This is a genomic window from Microbacterium sufflavum (assembly GCF_023091155.1).
GTDB classification, from domain to species: Bacteria; Actinomycetota; Actinomycetes; order Actinomycetales; family Microbacteriaceae; genus Microbacterium; species Microbacterium sufflavum.
In genome coordinates this window covers 1,999,328-2,019,899 of the sequence record NZ_JAHWXK010000001.1, presented here as the reverse complement: position 1 = coordinate 2,019,899, position 20,572 = coordinate 1,999,328, and the positions used below count along the sequence as shown (strand labels likewise).

Here is a 20,572-nt window from a genome sequence, read left to right as displayed (position 1 = left end):
AGTCTCAGGCGTTGGCGAGCTCGGCGGCCTTGTCGGCGCCCTCGTCCATGGTTGCGGCCAGGGTCACGAGCGGGTGCGCGTACTCCGCGAGGATCGCGCGGCCCTCCTCGACGCGGTTGCCGTCGAGACGGACGACGAGCGGCTTCGAGGCCGTGTCGCCGAGGGTCTCCAGTGCCCCCTTGATGCCGTTGGCCACGGCGTCGCACGCCGTGATGCCACCGAACACGTTGACGAACACGCTCTTGACCTGCGGGTCGCCGAGGATGACGTCGAGGCCCGCCGCCATGACCTCGGCCGAGGCGCCGCCGCCGATGTCGAGGAAGTTGGCCGGCTTGACGCCGTTGTGGTTCTCACCCGCGTAGGCCACCACGTCGAGCGTGGACATGACCAGACCCGCGCCGTTGCCGATGATGCCGACCTCGCCGTCGAGCTTGACGTAGTTCAGGCCGCTCTGCTTGGCCTTGGCCTCGAGCGGGTCGGCGGCGTCCTTGTCCTCGAGCGCCTCGTGCTCGGGGTGGCGGATCTCCGACGCGTTGTCGTCGAGCGTGACCTTGCCGTCGAGGGCGATGATGTCGCCCTCCTCGGTGCGGACGAGCGGGTTGACCTCGACCAGCGTCGCGTCCTCGCCCTTGTAGACGTCGTAGAGCTTCACGAACACGTCGGCGACCTTCTCGACGAGGTCCTCCGGGAAGTTCGCGGCGCGGGCGATCTCGACCGCCTTGTCCTTGTCGATGCCCGTGAGCGGGTTGACCTCGACGCGGGCGAGGGCCTCGGGGCGCTCGACCGCGAGCTCCTCGATCTCCATGCCGCCCTCGACCGAGCAGAGGCTCAGGTACGAGCGGTTCGCGCGGTCCAGCAGCACGGAGAAGTAGAACTCCTCGGCGATGCGAGCGCCCTGCGCGACCATGACGCGCTTGACGACGTGGCCCTTGATGTCGAGGCCGAGGATCGCCTTCGCGGCCTCGTACGCCTCATCGGGGGTCTTGGCGACCTTGACACCGCCGGCCTTGCCGCGGCCACCGGTCTTGACCTGGGCCTTGACGACCACCACACCGCCGATCTTCTCGGCGGCCGCCTTCACCTCCTCGGGGGTGTCGGCGACGATGCCGGCGAGGACCGGCACTCCGTACTTCTCGAAAACGTCTCGTGCCTGGTACTCGTACAGATCCACTGTGGTTCCTTCACTGGGCTGCTGTTGGTCTGGTGATTCTCTCGATGTCGAGACATCGACCAGTCCCCCAGCCTACTACCTCGGCCTGACCGCTCCGGAGCGCGGGGCGGGCGGCGATGACCGCGGCGGCCGGCCGACGAGGACCTAGGATTTCGTCATGCGAGACTTCCCCGAATCGCGCGACGCCGTCGTCGCCGCCGCCCTCGAGCTCTTCCGGACCCAGGGCTTCGATCAGACCTCCGTCGAGCAGATCGCGAAGGCCGCGGGGGTGTCCCGCTCGACCTTCTTCCGACAGTTCGGCGGCAAGGAGGATGTGGTCTTCGCCGACCACGAGGTCCTGCTGGATCAGCTCAGGGAGTTCCTCGCCGAGGGGCACGACGACCCGTGGGCCGCGGTGTGCGCGGCGTCGGAATCGGTGTTCGCGCACTTCTCCAGCGACCCTGAGATGGCACGTCGCCGCTACCAGATCGTGCGCCAGGTGCCGGTGCTGCGCGAGCGGGAGATCATCACGGTGTTCCGCTACGAGCGACTGTTCGACGAGTACCTGCGCGGTGCCCTCCCCGGCGTCGATCCGCTCGACGCGGTCGGGTTCGCGGCGCTCGTCACCGCGGTGCACAATCACGTGCTGCGACAGCTGCTGCGTGGCCGCAGGAAGGTGCCGCTGTCGACCCTGCAGTCGGCGCTCGCGGATGTGCGGCGCCGCTACGGCGTCGCGGACGGGTCCGCCGCGGATGCCCCGGACGACGTGGTGGTGGCGGTGTTCCCGCGGGCGATGCCCGTCGCGGAGGTCACACGGCGGCTGCGCTCCCGGCTCGACTGATACCGCGGCGGGCTCGGGGCTCGTGGGACCCAGTATCGAGGAGTACGATACTCAGGTCCACGAAGGAGCACCCATGAGCATCGAAGCCTCCCCGTTCCCCGGCGAGCGCGTCTCGTCGTACGACGTCACCGGCCGGCAGGACAGCGACTACTACGCCGTGTTCACCGACATCCCCGCGGCCGACCGCGAGGCCTGGGACCGCGCCAAGGCGTACGTCGACGAGGTCGCCCCGCAGATGGCCGAGGCCTGGGACCGCGCCGAGTACCCCCTCGACGCCGCCCGCCGCATGGGCGAGCTGGACCTCGTGGTCGACGGCATCGACCACCCGTCGCTCACGCGCCTCTCCCCGCTCGCCGCCGGGCTGGTCAACATGGAGATCTCCCGCGGCGACGGCTCCCTCGGCACGATCCTCGCGGTGCAGGGCGGCCTGGCCCTTCGAACCCTCGCACTGTTCGGCTCCCCCGCCCAGCAGGAACGGTGGCTCACTGCGCTGGCGGACGGCTCCGTGCTCGGCTCGTTCGCACTGACCGAGCCCGACCACGGGTCCGACTCCGTCTCCCTGGAGACCACCGCGCGCCGCGACGGCGACTCCTGGGTGCTCCGCGGCACCAAGAAGTGGATCGGCAACGGCGCCTCGGGCGGCATCACGTTCGTCTGGGCCCGGGTCGACGACGAGTCGGCCGCGGAGCACGGCGCCGTGCGCTGCTTCCTCGTCGAGCAGGACACCCCGGGCTACACCGGCACCGTGATCCGCGGCAAGGCCTCGCTGCGCGCGATCCACCAGGCCCACATCCGCCTCGACGACGTGCGCGTGCCCCTCGACGCCGTGCTCCCGGGGACGACGAGCTTCAAGGATGCGTCGACCGTGCTGTACGCCACGCGCTCGGGTGTCGCGTGGTCGGCCCTCGGCCACGCGACCGCCTGCTACGAGGCCGCGCTGGCCTACGCGAAGGAGCGCGTGCAGTTCGGCAAGCCGCTCGCCAAGTTCCAGATGGTGCAGGAGCGGCTGACGCACATGCTGGAGGACCTCACGGCGATGCAGCTGTACTGCCGCCGGATGGCCGACCTGGAGCAGGCGGGGCAGCTGCGGCCGACCCAGGCCTCGCTTGCGAAGTTCCACAACACCCGCGCCGCCCGCCGCATCGCCGCGACCGCCCGCGACCTGCTCGGCGGCAACGGCATCCTGCTGGAGAACGGCGTGATGCAGCACCTCGCCGACATCGAGGCCATCCACACCTACGAGGGCACGGAGTCGGTGCAGGCGCTGCTGCTCGGCCGCGACATCACGGGGATGAGTGCCTTCGCCTGACGCCGGGCGCCTGCATCACACGGTCGCGGGTCAGTCGCAGCCGCAGCCGCCCGCGGGCGTCTTCACCATGAAGCACACGTCGCACACGCCGTAGTCGCGCTCGACGGGCTTGGGCGCCGCGGGCGTGCGCGGGGCCGCGGGAGTGCGCGGCGCGGAGGAGCGCTTGGCCCGCACGGCGGTCGGCGGCGCGAACTCGCTCGGGTGCGTGACGTAGAAGTACGGTGCGCGCCCCTCGCTCGGCTGCAGGCGCAGGCGGGTCGAGCCCACCGTGACCACCTCGTCCTCCGTGAATCCGTTGGTGTAGGTGCGGCCGATGTGCAGCGCCGCGCCGTCGCCCCGGCGGATGGCCTCGATGTAGCGACCGCGGTCGATCAGGGAGGTCACCCCGATCTGGTCCACGATCTCGCCGATGAAGGCGTGGTTCACCGGATCGATGCGGTGGGCGCGGAGCGCCTCCGGCAGCGAGCGGTACGGACGGGAGGTGCCGGCGGGGGTCGGGCCCTGGACTTCATTCATCCCTTCCAGGATCGCACGGCGCAACCCCCTCGGCCGACCGTCTGCCGCGTGCGAGACTGGCGCCATGCCCCTCGCGACGATCATCGGCTCCGGACCGAACGGCCTCTCGGCGGGCGTCGCGCTGGCCAGAGCCGGATACCGGGTACGCGTGCTCGAAGCGGCGGACACCGCGGGCGGTGGCCTGCGCACGACCGAGGGGACCACGCTCCCGGGGTTCCGGCACGATGTGTGCTCCGCCGTGCACCCCGCCGCCCTCGCCTCGCCGTTCTTCCGGGCCTTCGGCCTCGACGAGCGCGTCACGTGGATCCGGCCCGACATCTCCTTCGCCCACCCGCTCGACGACGGGCGAGCGGCCATCGCGTGGCGCGACCTCGAACGCACCGCGGCCGACCTCGGGCCCGACCGCGACGCCTGGCTGCGACGACTGCGGCCGCTCACCACGCACATCGACGGCGTGACCGACTTCACCGGCAACCAGCTCCTGCGCATCCCGCGCGACCCCGTCACCGCGGCGCGCTACGCGGTGCGGATGCTGGATCAGGGCACTCCCCTCGCCCGCGCCGCCTTCCGCACCGACGAGGCCGCCGCCCTGATGGCGGGGGTCGTGGCGCACGCGAACTCGCCGCAGCCGACGCTCGCGGGCGCGGCGGCGGGGCTGCTGCTGGCCGCGCTCGCGCACGCCGGAGGGTGGCCGTACCCGCGCGGGGGATCCCAGACCATCGCGGACGCCCTGATCGCCGATCTCGAGGCGCACGGCGGCACCGTCGAGACCGGGGTGCACGTCGGCGACCTCGCCAGCCTCGACGGGGGCGACCCCGCGCGCGGCGACGTGCTGCTGCTGAACACCTCGCCGCGGCTCGCCCTCACGCACCCCGACATCCCCGCCCGCTATGCCAGGGCCGTGCGTGCCTACCGCTACGGTGCGGCCGCCGCCAAGGTCGACTTCGCCCTGGACGGCCCCGTGCCGTGGGCCAACCCGCACGTGCGGAACGCCCCGACCGTGCACGTGGCCGGAGACCGCGACGAGGTGTGGAACAGCGAGAACGCGGTGGCGATCGGGCGCGTGAGCGACCGGCCCTACGTGCTCGCGGTGCAGCCCTCGGTGTTCGACCCGACGCGGGCTCCGGAGGGCAAGGCCGTGCTGTGGGCCTACATCCACGTCCCCGGCGGCAGCGACCTCGACCCCACCGAGCTCATCACGGCACAGGTCGAGCGGTTCGCTCCGGGGTTCCGCGACCGCATCCTCGCCCACCACGCGGTGCCGGCGTCCTCCCGCGAGGCCCTCAACCCGGCCGAGATCGGCGGCGACATCTCCGGGGGCGTGTTCGACATGCGGCAGGCGCTGCGGCGTCCCGTGCTCTCCCCCGCACCCTGGCGCACCCCGATGCCCGGCGTGTACCTCGCCTCGGCCTCGACCCCGCCCGGCCCCGCGGTCAACGGCATGGCCGGCTGGCACGCGGCGCACACCGTGCTGCGCGACGCGGGCACGCCGGCGGAGCTGGGCGACCTGTTCGGCTGACCGCAACCCCTTCCTCCCCGCGACGCCCGCGGTCCAGGATGGGTGCATGCGCTACGAGATCCCCGCCCCCATGCTCGCCAAGGCGACCGCCACGGTGCCCGACCCCGTGAAGCATCCCGGCGGACTGCTCTTCGAGCCGAAGTGGGACGGCTTCCGCGGGCTGATCGCCTGGGACGGCGAGACCGTCGAGATCGGATCCCGCGGCGCGAAGCCCCTCACGCGCTACTTCCCCGAGCTCGTCGACGTGATCCCTGAGCTGCTCCCCGGCCCGTGCCTGCTCGACGGGGAGATCGTGGTGGCGACCGGGCCGCAGGGAGCGCAGCGGCTGGACTGGGAAGCCCTCAGCCAGCGCATCCACCCGGCCGCCTCGCGCGTCGCGAAGCTCGCCGCGGAGACCCCTGCCATGTTCGTGGCCTTCGACCTGCTCGCGTACGGCGAAGACGACCTGCAGACGCAGAGCTTCGAGACGAGGCGCGCCCGGCTGGAGAGCGTGATGGAGGCGGTCGAGCATCCCCTGCACCTCACCCGCACCACGCGCGACCGCGACGCCGCCGTCCGCTGGCTCGAGGAGTTCGAGGGTGCCGGGCTCGACGGCGTCGTGGCGAAGCCGCTCGACCAGCCCTACGCGCCGGGCAAGCGCACCCTGCTCAAGATCAAGCATGCCCGCACCGCCGACGTGGTCGCGCTCGGCTACCGCATCCACAAGTCCGGCTCAGGGGTGGGCTCGCTGCTGGTCGGGCTGTACGACGCCGACGGGACACTGCGCCAGGTCGGCGGTGTCGCGGCCTGGAGCGACGCGCGGCGCCAGCAGCTGGTGGAGGAGCTCGCGCCGCTCGTGGAGCGCGACGCCTCCGGAGCGGCCGTGACGGGCGAGGGTGAGCGTTCGCGGTTCAGCGGGTCGAAGGACGTGTCGTTCGTGCGCCTCCGCCCCGAGCGCGTGCTGGAGGTGCGGTACGACCAGCTGGAGGGTGCGCGCTTCCGCCACACGGTGCAGTTCGAGCGGTGGCGACCCGACCGGGACGCGCGCTCCTGCACGTACGACCAGCTCGACACGGTCGCGGGTTACGACCTCGCCGACGTGCTCAGCTGAGCCGCGTCAGTCCTCGACGGGGTTGCCGTTCTCGTCCCAGTTCGCGGCGTTCTTCTTGCTGGGCTGCACGCGCGGCGGCTCGCCGGGCATCTTGGGGAACTCGGGCGGGAACGGCAGCTCGCCCAGCCCCGCCGCCAGGTCTCGCTCCCACCACTCCAGGAGGGTGTCGATGCGTCCCGGCGTCGCCTGCATGTCGGCCCACGGGTCGCCGATGTCGTCGAGTCGCTGCGGGATGCTGCGCACCGTGAACGAGCGCGGATCGACGTCGTCGAGCTCGTCCCAGTGCACCGGCGTCGAGACGGTCGCTCCCGGGAGCGCACGGGGGCTGTAGGCGCCGGCCATGGTGCGGTCGCGGTTGGCCTGGTTGAAGTCCACGAACAGCCGCTCGCCGCGCTCCTCCTTCCACCAGTTCGTCGTGACCCGGTCGGGCATGCGTCGTTCCAGCTCGCGCCCTGCCGCGATCACCGCGTGCCGCACGTCGAGGAACTCGTGCGTCGGCTCGATCGGCGCGAACACGTGCAGGCCGCGGTTGCCGCTCGTCTTCGCGAACGCCTCCAGACCGGCCTCGCGCAGCACCTCCCGCAGCGCGTGGGCCGCGGGCACGGCCTCGGCGAAGCCGGTGCCGGGCTGGGGGTCGAGGTCGATGCGCAGCTCCACCGGGTTGTCGGAGTTCTCCGCCAGCGACGCCCACGGGTGGAACACGATCGTGTTCATCTGCACCGCCCACACGATCGCGCTGGGCCGGGTGAGCACGATCTGCGGGTGTCGGCGGCCGCTGTTGTACGTCACGGTCACGGCATCGACGAAGTCGGGGGTGCCCTTGGGTGGGTTCTTCGAGAAGAAGCCCTCCGCCCTCGGCTCCCCGCTCGCGCCCACGCCGTCGCGGAACCGTTCGAGGGACACGGGGCGATGGCCGTTGGCCGACAGGAACGGCTGCGCGACCTGCTGCACGTACTCCGCCAGCTCGGCCTTGGTGATGCCGAGGTCGGGCCACACCACCCGGTTCGGGCTGGAGAGGGAGACCTCGCGCTCCCCGTCGGGGTCGGAGACGGTCAGGGTCACGCGTTCGGAGGCCATGATCCGACCCTAGGGCGCACCCCCGACGGGCGGAACCCCCGGCGGCCGGGGGAACACGCTCGGCTCAGTCGTCGATCTGCACGGCGCGGACGAGGACCGGTGCGAGGGCGTCGCGCTCCACCACGATCGACGGACCGGCGGAGTCCACGATCACGCCCGCCATCTCGGCGTGACTCGTGAGCACCTTCGCCAGCTGCTCCGGCTCGAACGGCAGCGGCCGGTCGCCACGCCCCAGGGCGATGACCTCCAGCGGGTGCGAGAAGAGCTGCAGGAACCGGCGTCCGTCGGCGGTCTGGGCCTCGGCGATGCCGACCTGACCGGTTCCGGATCCGTCGTTCACGGCCACCCACATACGCGTCGTCGCGAGGGCCTCCCCCACCTTCGCGGGGGTGTCCTGCGCGCGCGGACCGGCGATCAGGGACTTGACCGTCATCTCGGTGTCGGCCTGCTCGAGCGTCTTCTCCAGCAGCTCCGTGGGGAACACCACGCGGTGCGGCGCCGAGGCGTTGTCGATGATGAGTCCGGCGAACTCCCCCGCGACCACGTGCTGCATGACCGAGGTGGACGGCTGCGCGACCGCCGACGTCGCGGAGGGGTCACCCTCGAGCTGCACGGAGTCGCGCACCGCGGCCGCCGAGCTGAACGCGAGCATGAACTGACGGTCGCCGTCGCGCACGACCGCGACCGCGAGCGGCTTGCCCTCGCTGATCTGCTCCCTGGCGTCGCCGTTCACGCGGATGAACAGGTGACTCTGCAGCGCCTGCCGCAGCACCCCGAGCAGCTGCTCGTTGGACGCTCCGGCCTCGATCTGGGCCAGGGCCTCGCGCAGCAGGACGTTGTCCTTCATGCCGGGAACGCTCTCCGTCTGCTCCGGCGGGAGGGCCGGGGCCAGCGGCAGCTTCCGCTCCTGCGGCGTCGCGGGCTGCCCGGTCGGGCGCGCGGCGGGGACGGTCGCGGAGGGTGCGGAAGCGGTGGCGGGAGAGGTGGCGGTGGCGGGAGAGGTGACCGTGGGGGCGCTGGGGTCCGGCTCGGCAGCGGGGGGCGCGACCTCGGGGCCGGCCTCGGCGCCGACGCCGCGGAACGCCTGCACGGAGATTCCCACGGTCGGCGTCGCGGCGGCCTCGGGCGCAGGATCCGTACCCTCGGTCGCCGGCGCTCTGGTCGCGGAGGCAGTTCCCTCGGGCGCGCTCGCCTCGGACGCGGTTCCCTCGGGCGCGGTTCCCTCGGGTGCGGTCGTCTCAGGCGCGGTCACCTCGGGCGCGGTCGTCTCAGGAGACTCGACCGGGGTGGACTCGACCTCGGGGGAAGCGACAGCGTCGTCGCCGGACTTCTTGCGGCGGGAGAAGAGGGCCATATGAGCCAGCCTAACCGTCTGCGTGTTCCGGCCCCGCGCGCGGCGCTACAGCTTCTCGATCGGCGCGACCTTGATGAGCAGCTTCTTCTGCCCCGCCGTGTCGAACCGCACGTGGGCGATCCGCTTCGCCCCCTCGCCCGTGACCGCGTCCACGCGGCCCTCGCCGAAGTCGACGTGCCGGATGCGGTCGCCCGCCGCGAGCTCCAGGTCGCCGTTGTCGCGCATCTTGGCCGTCACCCGGTTGGGGATCTTGTCCATCGCGGTCGACAGGGGCTTGAGCGACTCCCGCGGCAGCGGCTTGACGCCGAACCGGTCGCCGGAGCCCGAACCGCCGAAGCCGCCCGAGCGCCGCGCGTTGAGCGCCCTCGACTGCATGCCGCCGCGCGAGTTCACGTCGCCGGGCGACTGCCGCCAATCGATCAGCGCCGCGGGGATCTCCTGCAGGAACCGGCTCGGCATCGCCACCGACACCTCGCCGAACTGAGCCCGCGTCATCGCGAGCGACAGGTGCAGGCGCTTGCGGGCGCGGGTGATGCCGACGTAGAACAGTCGACGCTCCTCCTGCGGCCCCCCGGGCTCCCCCGCCGAGATGCGGTGCGGGATGAGGTCTTCCTCCACACCCGTCACGAACACCGCGTCGTACTCCAGGCCCTTGGCGGTGTGCATCGTCATGAGCGACACCGACCCCGACTCGTCGTCGAGGTCGTCGGCGTCGGACACCAGGGCGACCTCGGTGAGGAAGTCGGTGATCGTGCCCTCGGGGTTGTTGCGCGCGAAGTCGCGGGTCACGGCGACGAACTCGTCGAGGTTCTCCACGCGCGCCTCGTCCTGCGGGTCGCGGCTGGCGCGCAGCGCGTCGAGGTAGCCGCTCTTGGACAGCAGCAGGCTCAGACCGTCGGCGACCGACGTGGGCGGCGGCACCTCGCCCGTGGCGGGCAGCATGATCGCGGTCGCCTCCGCGAGCACGGCGTCGAGCTGCGCGATCGCGGCCTGGATCTTGGGCCCGACACCGAGCTGACCGGGCATCGACAGCGCCTCCCGGAACGTGATGCCGTGCTCGTCGGCGAACCGGGCGATCGCGGTCTCGGTCACATCGCCGATGCCGCGCCGCGGCTTGTTGAGGATGCGGCGCACCGCCATCTCATCGGCCGGGTTCGCGACGGCGACCAGGTAGGCCAGCGCGTCCTTGATCTCGGCGCGCTCGTAGAACTTGGTGCCGCCCATGATCTTGTAGGGCACGGCCGAGCGGATGAAGATCTCCTCCAGCGCGCGCGACTGCGAGTTCGTGCGATAGAACACGGCCATCTCGGAGTACGGCATGCCGGCGCGGTGCAGCGCCTCGACCTCGTCGGCGACGAACTGCGCCTCGTCGTGCTGCGAGTAGCCGGTGAACCCGATGATCTTGTCACCGTCGCCCCGGTCGCTCCAGAGCTTCTTGTCCTTGCGGTCGAAGTTGTTGCCGATCACGGCGTTCGCCGCGGAGAGGATGTTCTGCGTAGAGCGGTAGTTCTGCTCCAGCAGCACGACCTTCGCGCCGGGGAAGTCGCGCTCGAACTCGCTGATGTTGCGGATGTCGGCGCCGCGGAACGCGTAGATCGATTGGTCGGAGTCGCCGACCACCGTGAGCGAGGCTCCCGGTTCGCCCGCGCCCGCGGAGGGCTCGGGGTCGGGCTCGAAGATCATCATGCCGTTCGAGGCATACGGATCGGGCGCCGATCCGACACCCGACACCGGACGCGTGAGTTCGTGGATGAGCGCGTACTGGGCGTGGTTGGTGTCCTGGTACTCGTCGACCAGGATGTGCCGGAACCGCCGCCGATACGTGTCCGCGACCTGCGGGAACGCCCGGAACAGGTACACGGTCTGCCCGATCAGGTCGTCGAAGTCGAACGCGTTCGCGCGCTGCAGCTGCCGCTGGTAGTCGGCGAACACCTCGACGAACACGCGCTCCGCCGGATCGGTCATGTTCGCCTGGCGCGCATAGGACTCGGCGTCGGACAGCTCGTTCTTGAGCTTGGAGATGCGCCCCTGCACCGAGGCGGGGGTGAGGCCGTACGCGTCGGCCTCGTGCTCCTTGACCAGGCGCTTGATGAGCGCGCGCGAGTCGCCGGAGTCGTAGATCGTGAAGTTCTTCGTGAAGCCGAACTGCTGCGCTTCGCGGCGGAGGATGCGCACGCAGGCCGAGTGGAAGGTAGAGATCCACATGCCCCGCGCGGCGTCGCCGATGATGCCCTCGACACGCTCGCGCATCTCGCCGGCGGCCTTGTTCGTGAAGGTGATGGCGAGGATCTGGCTCGGCCACGCCTCGCGGTTGCGGAGCAGCGAGGCGATGCGGCGCGTGAGCACGCTGGTCTTGCCCGACCCCGCCCCCGCGACGATCAGGAGTGCGGGGCCGCGGTAGGTGACGGCCTCGAGCTGCTGCGGGTTCAGGCCGGCGAGGAGGTCGTCCTGTGCGGGGGCGCCGGAGGACTGGGGGCCGACGGATCCGGGGACGATGAGAGGGGCTTCGGTCATGACCTTACGAGTCTAGGCGGCGGCACCGACATCGCGGTCGCGGGAGTCGTACGTACGCCGAGAGGGGCGCGCGAGCCTCGCCCGCGCGCCCCTCCGCCCGATCAGTGCGCGCGACGGCGGCGTCCGACCGCCACCGCACCGGACGTGAGCAGCACGAGCGCCAGCACCGCCGCCGCGACCGGAAGCTCTGCGCCCGTGGCAGCGAGGCCGCCCGCGGCGCCCGTGCCCTCCGCGATGCGCAGGTCAGCCCAGCCCAGCAGGGCTCCGTCCGCCGCGTAGACCGCGATGCGGTGGGCACCAAGGGCCGCGTCCGCCGGGACCGTGACCGTGAGGGCGCCCGTCGCCGAGAGGGTCCCCGTGGCGAGGCGCACCGGGTCGGAGTACAGCCACACCTCGGCGGCGGTGCCGGCGGCGGCGGAGCCGACCGTGACCGTGACCCGCTGGCCCCGGCTCGCGACCGCCGGGTCGACCGTCACGCCGTGGCGGTTGCCGTCGACGAGGTCGGTCCCCGGCAGCGGCGGCGTGCCGGTGCCCGGGTTCTCGCCGTCCACGCCGCCTGGCAGCGTGCCCGTGCGCAGCGCCTGCGCGGCGAAGCCGTCGGCGAACCACCACACCGGGCGCTGTCCGTCGACAGACAGCGAGGCCGGCGCGGTCGCGAAGCCCTCGTTGTTGATGTCGGGCATGCCCGCTGGTCGCGCATAGTGGGCGATGCCCGGCTGTGCGGTGCCGTTGAGGGTGATCTCGGCCGAACGACCCTGGCAGCCGTCGTCGCAGACCGCCCACAGCGTGTTCCGCACCGTGTCCCAGTCGAGGGCCATGACGCCGGCGAGACCCGGCGCGAGCTCCGACACCAGGGTCGCGGTGCCGTCCGCGGCGAGCGCGAAAGCGTAGACGTGCCCGTTGTCCTCCACCGCGACCAGGAACAGGCCGCTGCCGTGACCGGCGTGGTCAGCGGGGTCGTAGGCGGCGCCCGTGGTGTCGTCGAAGAGCTTCCCGGCGAGCGCCGCGTCCGGCACCCACTGCACGGCCTCCACGCCGAGGTTCGCGCCGACCGCGGGAAGCAGTGCCGTCAGATCCCACTCCTGCAGGGCGACCAGGTCTCCGGCGTTCGCCTCGGGGTCGACCTTCAGCACGACGTTCCGGTTCACGCCCTTCGCGCTGTTGTCGCGCTCGGAGGCGACGTAGACGAAGCCGTCGCCGTCGACCGTGATGCCCTCGGTGTCGGGGCCGGCGGCGCCGGGGTCCTGCGCATCCTTCTGGAAGCGGACGCGCTTGCCCTCGTCCCAGCCGTCGGCCTTCTCGACCGAGCCGTCGGCGTGCGCATCGAGCTTCCAGATGCGCCCCTCGCCGTTGTCCACGGCCCACAGCACCGCACCGTCGGCCGTCTCCTGCACGTCGAGGCCGGAGCTGTCCTCCAGGAACGTCGGGGTCTCGTCGACCACGCGCACCTCCGCGGAGCCGGGCCACACGCCCACCGGCACCTCGCCGGCGCACACGTTCGCTGCACCCTTGGTCGACTCCGCAGTGACCGCGAAGGCGCCCGTCAGATCGGGGCAGCGGCCCCAGGTGACGGCCGCGTGCCCCTCACCCCAGCTGGTCTCGTCGACGAGCAGATCGCCGTCGAACAAACGCACCGCGTCGCCTCCGCCGAGGCCGAACCCGAGCTGCGCGCGCTCGATCACGAGGTAGCCGCCCGCGGCGATCGAGGTGCCGGCGGGGATCGCGTAGGCGTGCGCGTCGTCGTCGTCCTTCACGACGATGCCCGACACGTCGAGGGCCGCCGTCGTCGGGTTCACGAGCTCGACCCAGTCGTCGGGCGAGCCGCCGTCAGACTCCACCTCGTTGATGCGCACCGGGTTGCCGCAGGCGTTGCGCGCTCCCTTGGTGGCGGCTGGTGCATCGATGAACTCGCCCGAGCCGTCGGCGCAGCGCGCCCACACACCCTCGGCGTGTGCGGGGTACACGTGCTGATCGACCGCGGTGCCGTTCGCGTCGCGGATCGTCACGGTGTCGCCGTTGCCGAGCCCGAAGACGAAGTCCTCGGGCTGGTCGAACACCAGGTAGCCGCCGGGCGCCAGCACGGTGCCGGCGGGAAGCGGCGTGGTCTCGGCGGCGTGCCCGACCGGGTCGTTGTCCATCACGGTCCACCCCGACAGGTCGACCGGCGTGCTGCCGGTGTTGATGACCTCGACCCAGTCGGTGGCGTCGCCGTTCGACTCGATCTCGTTGATCGCGACCGACGGCAGGACGCAGGAGTTCGCCGCTCCCGGGGTCGCGTAGGCGAGCACGAACGCGCCGACCCCGTCGGGGCAGCGGGCCAGAGTGGCCGCGGCGGCGTCCCCGTCGATCACGGCATGACCCTGCCAGGGCAGCGTGTCGTCGATCATCGCTCCCGACGCGTCGAAGAGACGGATGCGGTCGGCGCTGCCGATGCCGATCGGGTCGCGGAACGCGGTCTCGACGCCGTCGACCAGGCCGATCGTGCCCTCCTCCACCACGAGGAACTGTCCCGCCGCGATCTGCGTGCCCGGCAGGAACGTCCAGCGGTGGTCGTCGGAGTTGTCGCGGATCTCGTATCCGGAGAGGTCGAGCGCCTCGGTGCCCGGGTTGTGGAACTCCACCCAGTCGGCGGGCTGCGAGTCGACCTCGTTGATGCGGATCGAGCCGTCGACGGGCGCGACGCTGCAGTCGTTGGGCGCTCCCGGGGTCACCGCGGTCGCCGGCGCCCAGGCCCCCGTGCCGTCGGGGCAGCGCGCCCATACCGACAGCGGGGCCGTGTTGTCGTACGCGTAGGAGTCGACCTCGACGCCGCTGGGGTCGACGAGCACGACCTCGTCGCCCTTGCCGAGCCCGAACGGGAAGTCCACGTCCTTCACGAGCACGAGGAACTCGCCGGGCGCCAGCACCATGCCCTCCGGTGCTCGACCGACGCTGTCGCGCTTCTCGTCGGCGATGGTCCAGCCCGCGAGGTCCACGGGGGTGTCGCCCGCGTTGTACAGCTCGACCTGGTCGGCGAGCCCGGTGGGCGCGTCGTCGTAGACGATCTCGTTCAGTACGAGCCCCGACGGGTCGGCGACCGGCGCGGTCTCTTCGGTCGGACGGACGCCGGTGGCGGCGACCGCGGCGGGGGCGGCGAGCAGGGCGGCGGCGCTCAGTGCGCACACCGCCGCGACCGCCGCTGCGGACTGCAAGCGGGGCATGGAGTCTCCTGGAGGGATCGCCCGGACGGGCTCAGACGGGTACGAGCCCAGACCACCGACCCCCGGTGGACGCCGTCGGTCCGCCCGGTGCACGGACGGTGAACGGCGGGTGGCGATCCCGCGGCCTCCGTCGCTGTTTCATCCCGATATCCCAAAACCCCTGCGTCCGCGTACCCGCGACTTCGACTTACCGTGGCCCGCACGAGGCCCGGATTCCGACCGGTCCTGATGCCCGGGTCCACCAGTTTCGAGGGAGTAGCAACGTGCAAACGACAGTCAATTCCGGGCGGGGATCCCGATGCTCCGCCGCTATTTTGACGGCCCTGTTGGCCTTCATGCTGACCATCGGGACAGCAGAGCAGGCTAGCGCGGCGATGCATTGGCGTCCATGGCAAAGCGGTTTCAAATCGATCAGCACCTGCGAAGCTCGCTGGAAGCACCTGAAGTCGTCTGGCCTCGCGGCCAAGTACGGCCTCTATGATCACCAGTGCCGTCGCGACACGAAGGCTCCCGGTTACCCATGGCCGCCTTATAAATACGCGCTCTGGGTCCTGGAAGACAACCCCTACGACCTCTGCGGATGCTGATGCCCCCTATCGAACCCCTTACAGCATTCCTCGGCGTGGGCTCGACGGTGACATGCACGGGCGCTCTTCGACGAGAGGGCGATTCCCAGCTTGAGATCGAGCGCCCCTCCGAACCACCGCTTCCAGGAGCGCGACTGCGTCTCACCGATCCGAGCGCCGAACTTCTGGCCGCTCAGGACGGCGGCCTCGTGCAGATCCAGGCAACGGTGACGGAGCGTGCGCTCCGGGTGATCTCGGCGCGTCCAGCGTTAACGCGCGAACCGCCGGCGAGATTCCGCGGAATCGAGGAGCATGTTCCCGCGCCGTTCGACGCGCCGTTCACCGAGGACGTAGCGAACCTGCTGTTCTCCGACGATCCGCCCCTCGCGGCCGAGTGGGTTCCGTTGTGCCAGGAGCGTCACGGGTCACGCCACTACCTTCACTACGTGGTGGCGTACGACGTCGACACGGTGCGGGATCGACTACGCCCGTTCTTCGGCGACGATCTCCGCGTCGTAGCCTCCGCCCACACGCTCGCGCAGGTGCGCGATGCACACGCTCGAATCGTCCGCGCCGATCCGCTCAACCTCGAAGCCGTGGGAAGTCGTCTCGATGCGGAGGGCCATCCTGTGCTCACCGTTCAGACCCTGTTCCCCGACGACGACCTTCGCGTGTTGGCGGCGTCGGACGTCAGAGCACTCGTCGAGTACTCGAGCTGGGTCAGAGAATCCGAGCACAGGGCGTGACCTCCCGTACCGTCAGGCGATCCGCGTGCCGGGCGGCAGGCGTCGCGCGGGCGTGCGGGTGCGCGCCCAGGCCCCGGCGAACAGCGATCCGGCGATCACGACCTGCACCCCGAGCCCCACGAACCAGCTGGGCACCGACGACTCGATGACCTCCTGCGGCGTGCGGTAGTTCCCGTCCGTGTCGCACTCGTCCCACCGCTGCTCCAGCGGTGACTGCTGGGCGCTGCGCAGGCCGTACTTGATCTGGCCGAACAGGTCGACGGGGTACCCGTCCCTGGAGAACTCGGTGGGCGTGGCGTCCGCGAGCACCACGAACGGGTTCGCGGCGAGCGCCCACCACACCAGGTCGAAGCGCGGCGCCTCGTAGGTCGTCGACACCTCCCACCGGTCGCACTCGACGTTGCCGTTCGCGTCGTACGGACGGCTGTAGCTGGTGGCCTCGCTGCGGATGGCCATGCCGCCCAGCGCGAAGACGATCAGCGTGCCCACCACGAGCCCCGAGACGACGAGGTAGGTGGCCGCGACGGAGAACAGGGGGCGCGCGATGAGCCCGCTGAGCCCGACCCCGATCGCGGCCACCACCACGATCTCGGCCGCGAGCACGAGCAGTGACACCAGGAGCACGAGCGGATCGGCGCCGCCACCGAGCAACGACAGCGCCAGGAACGGCACGGCGACGAGCAGGAACGCCCCACCGGTCGCGATGGCGGCGAGGAGCTTGCCCAGCATGATGTCGCCGGTCGACGCGGCCGTGACCTGGATGGCGCCGAGGGTGGCGGCATCGCGGTCGCCGTTGATCGCGTTGCCGCTGAGCGTCGGCGAGACGAGCACCACGAGCAGCAGCACGATGTTGACGACGATGGAGTACACCCCGGCGCCGACCGCGTCGCCCCAGGAGTACACGGCGAACGCGAGCCCGGTGATGCCCAGCAGCACGAGGGCGAAGACGCCGAGGAGCACGTACCAGCCGACGCTCCGCAGCCGCTGCGTGAGTTCGAGCCGGGCGATGATGCCGATGTTCGCGAGACTCATGCGCCGGCCTCCGTTCCTTCGGTGGTCGCGGGCGATGTGGCCGCGGGCGGGGCGGGCGGTGGCGGGGTCGGCGCGGTCGCCGGCTGTGCGGGCGCGGGGTGCTGCAGGTGCAGGAACGTGTGCTCGAGGTCGCTCTGCGCCGGCGCGAACTCCGCCACGGGTAGTCCCGCCTCCACGAGCCGCCGCAGCGACTGGGCGGCCGCGTCCTCCCCGGCGAACCCCACGAGCACGGCGCCGCGGTCGACGGCGAGCGACTCGGGCGCGAGGCCGAGCTGCGATGCGACCTGCCAGGTGTCGGCGCTCAGACGCTCCGGGGTGACGCCCGCCAGGCGGATGCGCCACGCGCGCACGCTGCTCTGCGCGGGGGCGGCGTCGACCACCGATCCGGCGACGAGGAACACGGCGTCGTCGACGACCTCCTCGAGCTCCGACAGGATGTGGCTGGAGATGAGGATCGTGCGACCCTCGGCCGCGAACCGGCGCAGCAGCACCCGCAGCTGCACGCGCGCTTCGGGGTCGAGTCCGGAGGCCGGCTCGTCGAGGAGCAGCACCTGGGGGTCGTGCACGAGGGCGCGGGCGAGGCCGAGCTTCTGCTTCTGTCCGCGCGACAGCACCTTGGCCGGCGAGTCGGCGAGCTCGCCCAGGCCGACGAGGGCGAGCAGCTGCTGGGCGCGGACGGCGGCGTCCGCAGCGGTGATGCCGTAGAGCCGGGCGGTCGTGACGATGGTCTCGCGGGCGGTGAGCGAGGGCCAGGCGCCGAGGGCGTCGGGCATCCAGCCGAGCAGTCGCCGGGCCGCGAGCGGATCTTCGGCCGGGTCGACGCCGCCGATGCGGATCGTGCCCGTGTCGGGTGCCAGGAGCGACGCGAGCATGAGCAGCAGCGTGGTCTTGCCCGCACCGTTGGGCCCGACCAGTCCGGTCACCTTGCCCGGTTCCGCGCGGAGGGTGGCCGAGCGTACGGCCTGCACCGTCCCGAAGGCCCTGCTGACGTCCTGCACCAATATTCCGGTCATGCGGTCAGTCTGGCATCGGTTCGCGCGCCCACCCGGGACCTCCGGGCGGATCCCCAGCCGCGCCCGCGACCGGATGACACAATCGCAGAATGCGCACGATCCTCAACATCATCTGGGTCATCCTCGCCGGCTGGGCCCTCTTCCTCGGCTATCTGCTCGCCGGAGTGCTGCTGTGCATCCCGATCGTCACGATCCCCTGGGCGATCGCCTCGTTCCGCATCGCCCGCTACGCCATCTGGCCCTTCGGCCGCGAGGTCGTCAGCAAGCCGACCGCCGGCGTCGGCTCGTTCCTCGGCAACGTGCTCTGGGTCATCCTCGCGGGCTGGTGGCTCGCGATCGGGCACATCGTCTCCGGCCTCGCCCTGTGCGTCACCATCATCGGCATCCCGATGGGCATCGCCGACTTCAAGATGATCCCGGTCTCCCTCATGCCCCTCGGCAAGGAGATCGTCTCCACCCGCCGCGGCGCCTTCGACCGTACGCTCTGACCCGCGGACGTCAGCCCCGGAAGAACGCGACACCCAGGTCGGGGTGGTCGACGAACACGCCGTCCACGCCCTGCCGCGCGATCGCGTCCCACTCGGCCTCGTAGTCGCCGAACGCCCCGCGCCCGCCGTCGCCGCGGAACCGCGGGGCGAGGAACGCGTTCTCGGGGCGGCAGGTCCACGTGAACACCGACAGGCCGCGGGCGTGGGCATCCGCGACGATCGTGTTCCCCTCGGCCAGCAGCATCTTCTTGTCGACGCTGATGCCGTCCACCTCACCCACCAGCGCGTCGAGCCCCGCGGGCGTCACCGTCTCGGGGTACGTGCGCGCCCGCTTCCCCTGCGCGACGGCCAGGTCGTACGGACGCCCCTTCGCCTCGATCAGATACACGTACGACGCCGGCATCCCGAGGGCGCGCAGCTGCCGCAGCACGGTCGACTCGAAGCTCTCGATCACCAGCGGCAGCGCGCCGTCCGCCCATCCGGCCTCGCGCAGCTCCGCGGCGATGAGCGGCGCCAGGTCGAGACCGGCACTCGCGAAGTAGGTGGCGTGCTTCACCTCCAGCACCACGCCGATCTCCCTGCTGTGCTCCACCGACCCCTCGCGCACGAGGTCGAGCACCTCACGCAGCCGCAGGATCGCCTGGCCCCCGTCGAAGCTCGCGCTCGACACCCGCACCTCGGGCAGCCGCTCGCGGGTGCGCAGCGTGGCGAGCTCGTCCCACGTGAAGTCCTCGGTGAACCAGCCGGTCAGCGTCGCGCCGTCCACGCGCTTGGTCGTCCGGCGATCGGCGAACTCGGGGTGTTCCGCGACGTCGGTCGTGCCCGAGATCTCGTTCTCGTGGCGCACGATCAGCACCCCGTCCTTCGTCGCCACCACGTCGGGCTCGACCGCGTCCACGCCCATCGCCAGCGCGAGCTCATAGGAGGAGCGGCTGTGCTCCGGGCGATAGCCGGGGGCTCCGCGATGCCCGATCACGAGCGGGTTTTTCCTGGGCACGCTCACAGCGTAGAACACCCCGCGCGTGTCGCCGCCCGGGTATCGTGGAGGAAAGCGACCTACTACCCCCCTTTGGAGTGAGGCCCACCAATGAGCAACTTCGCTTTCAACAATCCTGCGTTCCAGCAGCAGGACCCGCGCAACGTCGCGACATATCCCGGCGCTCCGCAGGCTGCTCAGGGTGCGCAGAACGCCTCGTTCACGCACGCCTCCGTCGACGCCGCCACCAACGCGCAGCTCGAGGGCATGTACGCGGCGCCGCCCGCCGGCGCCATCGAGACCGACCGCATGTCGGTCGAGGACACGGTGTGGAAGACCGCTGGACTGTTCGCGATCCTCCTCGTCACCGCCGCGGTCGGCTGGGTGTGGACCCTCGGCGGCATCTCGGCCCCGCGCTTCGACCCGTACGGCGGCAACACCGTCAACATGCTGCCGTGGATCATCGGTGCGCTCGGCGGCTTCGTGCTCGCGATGGTCATCACCTTCACCTCGCGCAAGACGGTCCGCCCCGCGCTGATCTTCGCCTACGCGGCGTTCGAGGGCCTGTTCATCGGCGGCATCTCCGCGTTCTTCGAGGTCCGCTGGCCGGGCATCGTGTTGCAGGCGACGCTCGCCACGATCGCTGTGGTCGGCGTCACCCTGGCACTGTTCGCGAGCGGCAAGATCCGTGCCTCCAAGAAGGCCACCAAGATCTTCCTCGTAGCCATGATCGGCTATCTGGTCTTCTCGCTGCTGAACCTCGTGCTGATGTGGACGAACGTCCTGCCCGCTGAGCAAGCCTTCGGTCTGTACAGCGCGAAGATCATGGGTATCCCGCTCGGTCTGATCATCGGCGTGCTCGTGGTCATCATGGCCGCGTATTCGCTGGTGCTCGACTTCGACCAGATCCAGCAGGGTGTGCGCAACGGCGCTCCCCGCAAGTACGGCTGGCTCGGCGCCTTCGGCATCATGGTCACCGTCGTCTGGCTGTACGTGGAGATCCTGCGGATCATCGCGATCGCCCGCGGCAACAACTGACGCCCGTCGCGACAGAGGCCCGTCTCCCCTCGGGGAGGCGGGCCTCTTGCCATATCCGGGGAGTGCGGCGCAAGGGGTTGGCACGCGACTGCCGATCGCGGCACTGTGGATATCACGAAGCCCCGGCACCCCGGGGCTCCCGA

Annotated in this window: 16 protein-coding genes; 7 read left to right on the top strand and 9 right to left on the bottom strand. The window is 71.2% G+C overall.

Translation table 11 applies throughout. The features are described from left to right. Positions 1 to 4: 4 nt before the first annotated feature. Complete coding sequence (gene sucC, locus KZC56_RS09865; RefSeq protein WP_136031181.1) at positions 5 to 1,171, bottom strand: ADP-forming succinate--CoA ligase subunit beta; 1,167 nt, start codon at positions 1,169 to 1,171, stop codon at positions 5 to 7. 157 nt (positions 1,172 to 1,328) lie between these two features. Here sucC and KZC56_RS09860 point away from each other — a divergent pair, with 157 nt between their 5' ends. Continuing rightward, on the top strand, positions 1,329 to 1,991 hold the full coding sequence (locus KZC56_RS09860; protein ID WP_136031183.1) for a TetR/AcrR family transcriptional regulator: 663 nt from the start codon (positions 1,329 to 1,331) through the stop codon (positions 1,989 to 1,991). Between the two features lie 73 nt (positions 1,992 to 2,064). Next, positions 2,065 to 3,300 carry an acyl-CoA dehydrogenase family protein gene (locus KZC56_RS09855; RefSeq protein WP_136031185.1) on the top strand — a complete coding sequence of 412 codons (1,236 nt, stop codon included), beginning with the start codon at positions 2,065 to 2,067 and terminating at the stop codon, positions 3,298 to 3,300. Between the two features lie 30 nt (positions 3,301 to 3,330). Here KZC56_RS09855 and KZC56_RS09850 read toward each other — a convergent pair whose 3' ends face one another. After that, on the bottom strand, positions 3,331 to 3,816 hold the full coding sequence (locus KZC56_RS09850; protein WP_136031186.1) for a hypothetical protein: 486 nt from the start codon (positions 3,814 to 3,816) through the stop codon (positions 3,331 to 3,333). Positions 3,817 to 3,880: 64 nt separating this feature from the next. Between KZC56_RS09850 and KZC56_RS09845 the strand changes: the two genes are divergently transcribed. Together KZC56_RS09845 and KZC56_RS09840 are read left to right on the top strand one after the other, a co-directional pair. Next, positions 3,881 to 5,335, top strand: coding sequence for a phytoene desaturase family protein (locus KZC56_RS09845; RefSeq protein WP_247638466.1), 1,455 nt, complete (start codon positions 3,881 to 3,883; stop codon positions 5,333 to 5,335). A 46-nt stretch (positions 5,336 to 5,381) separates the two neighbouring features. Next, positions 5,382 to 6,425 (top strand): ATP-dependent DNA ligase, encoded by a 1,044-nt coding sequence (locus KZC56_RS09840; protein WP_136031190.1) that lies wholly within the window; start codon positions 5,382 to 5,384, stop codon positions 6,423 to 6,425. Between the two features lie 6 nt (positions 6,426 to 6,431). On the opposite strand, the gene ligD is transcribed toward KZC56_RS09840, so the two are convergent. The 4 genes from ligD to KZC56_RS09820 form a co-directional block, all read right to left on the bottom strand. Continuing rightward, positions 6,432 to 7,502 (bottom strand): non-homologous end-joining DNA ligase, encoded by a 1,071-nt coding sequence (gene ligD / locus KZC56_RS09835; protein WP_136036211.1) that lies wholly within the window; start codon positions 7,500 to 7,502, stop codon positions 6,432 to 6,434. Between the two features lie 64 nt (positions 7,503 to 7,566). Next, on the bottom strand, positions 7,567 to 8,856 hold the full coding sequence (locus tag KZC56_RS09830; protein WP_247638465.1) for an SseB family protein: 1,290 nt from the start codon (positions 8,854 to 8,856) through the stop codon (positions 7,567 to 7,569). 45 nt (positions 8,857 to 8,901) lie between these two features. Next, positions 8,902 to 11,370 carry an ATP-dependent helicase gene (locus KZC56_RS09825; RefSeq protein ID WP_136033538.1) on the bottom strand — a complete coding sequence of 823 codons (2,469 nt, stop codon included), beginning with the start codon at positions 11,368 to 11,370 and terminating at the stop codon, positions 8,902 to 8,904. 101 nt (positions 11,371 to 11,471) lie between these two features. After that, positions 11,472 to 14,570: a lamin tail domain-containing protein gene (locus KZC56_RS09820; protein ID WP_247638464.1), complete on the bottom strand. Its 3,099-nt coding sequence runs from the start codon at positions 14,568 to 14,570 to the stop codon at positions 11,472 to 11,474. 580 nt (positions 14,571 to 15,150) lie between these two features. On the opposite strand from KZC56_RS09820, the gene KZC56_RS09815 reads away from it, so the two are divergent. Next, positions 15,151 to 15,882 carry a hypothetical protein gene (locus tag KZC56_RS09815; protein WP_206251646.1) on the top strand — a complete coding sequence of 244 codons (732 nt, stop codon included), beginning with the start codon at positions 15,151 to 15,153 and terminating at the stop codon, positions 15,880 to 15,882. A gap of 12 nt (positions 15,883 to 15,894) precedes the next feature. Here KZC56_RS09815 and KZC56_RS09810 read toward each other — a convergent pair whose 3' ends face one another. After that, the gene (locus KZC56_RS09810; protein ID WP_136036396.1) at positions 15,895 to 16,914 is read right to left on the bottom strand and encodes an ABC transporter permease; all 1,020 of its coding nucleotides are present in this window, start codon (positions 16,912 to 16,914) and stop codon (positions 15,895 to 15,897) included. Further along, positions 16,911 to 17,927, bottom strand: coding sequence for an ABC transporter ATP-binding protein (locus KZC56_RS09805; protein ID WP_136033545.1), 1,017 nt, complete (start codon positions 17,925 to 17,927; stop codon positions 16,911 to 16,913). Before KZC56_RS09805 ends, KZC56_RS09810 begins: the two co-directional genes overlap by 4 nt. 89 nt (positions 17,928 to 18,016) lie before the next feature. Between KZC56_RS09805 and KZC56_RS09800 the strand changes: the two genes are divergently transcribed. Beyond that, positions 18,017 to 18,415, top strand: coding sequence for a YccF domain-containing protein (locus KZC56_RS09800; RefSeq protein ID WP_136033547.1), 399 nt, complete (start codon positions 18,017 to 18,019; stop codon positions 18,413 to 18,415). 10 nt (positions 18,416 to 18,425) lie between these two features. Here the strand turns inward: KZC56_RS09800 and KZC56_RS09795 are convergent, their stop codons facing one another. Then, positions 18,426 to 19,412 (bottom strand): glycerophosphodiester phosphodiesterase family protein, encoded by a 987-nt coding sequence (locus KZC56_RS09795; protein ID WP_247638463.1) that lies wholly within the window; start codon positions 19,410 to 19,412, stop codon positions 18,426 to 18,428. 90 nt (positions 19,413 to 19,502) lie between these two features. Between KZC56_RS09795 and KZC56_RS09790 the strand changes: the two genes are divergently transcribed. Next, a complete protein-coding gene (locus KZC56_RS09790; protein WP_136033551.1) occupies positions 19,503 to 20,429 on the top strand; it encodes a Bax inhibitor-1/YccA family protein in 927 nt (308 codons plus the stop codon). The last annotated feature ends 143 nt before the right edge of the window (positions 20,430 to 20,572 follow it).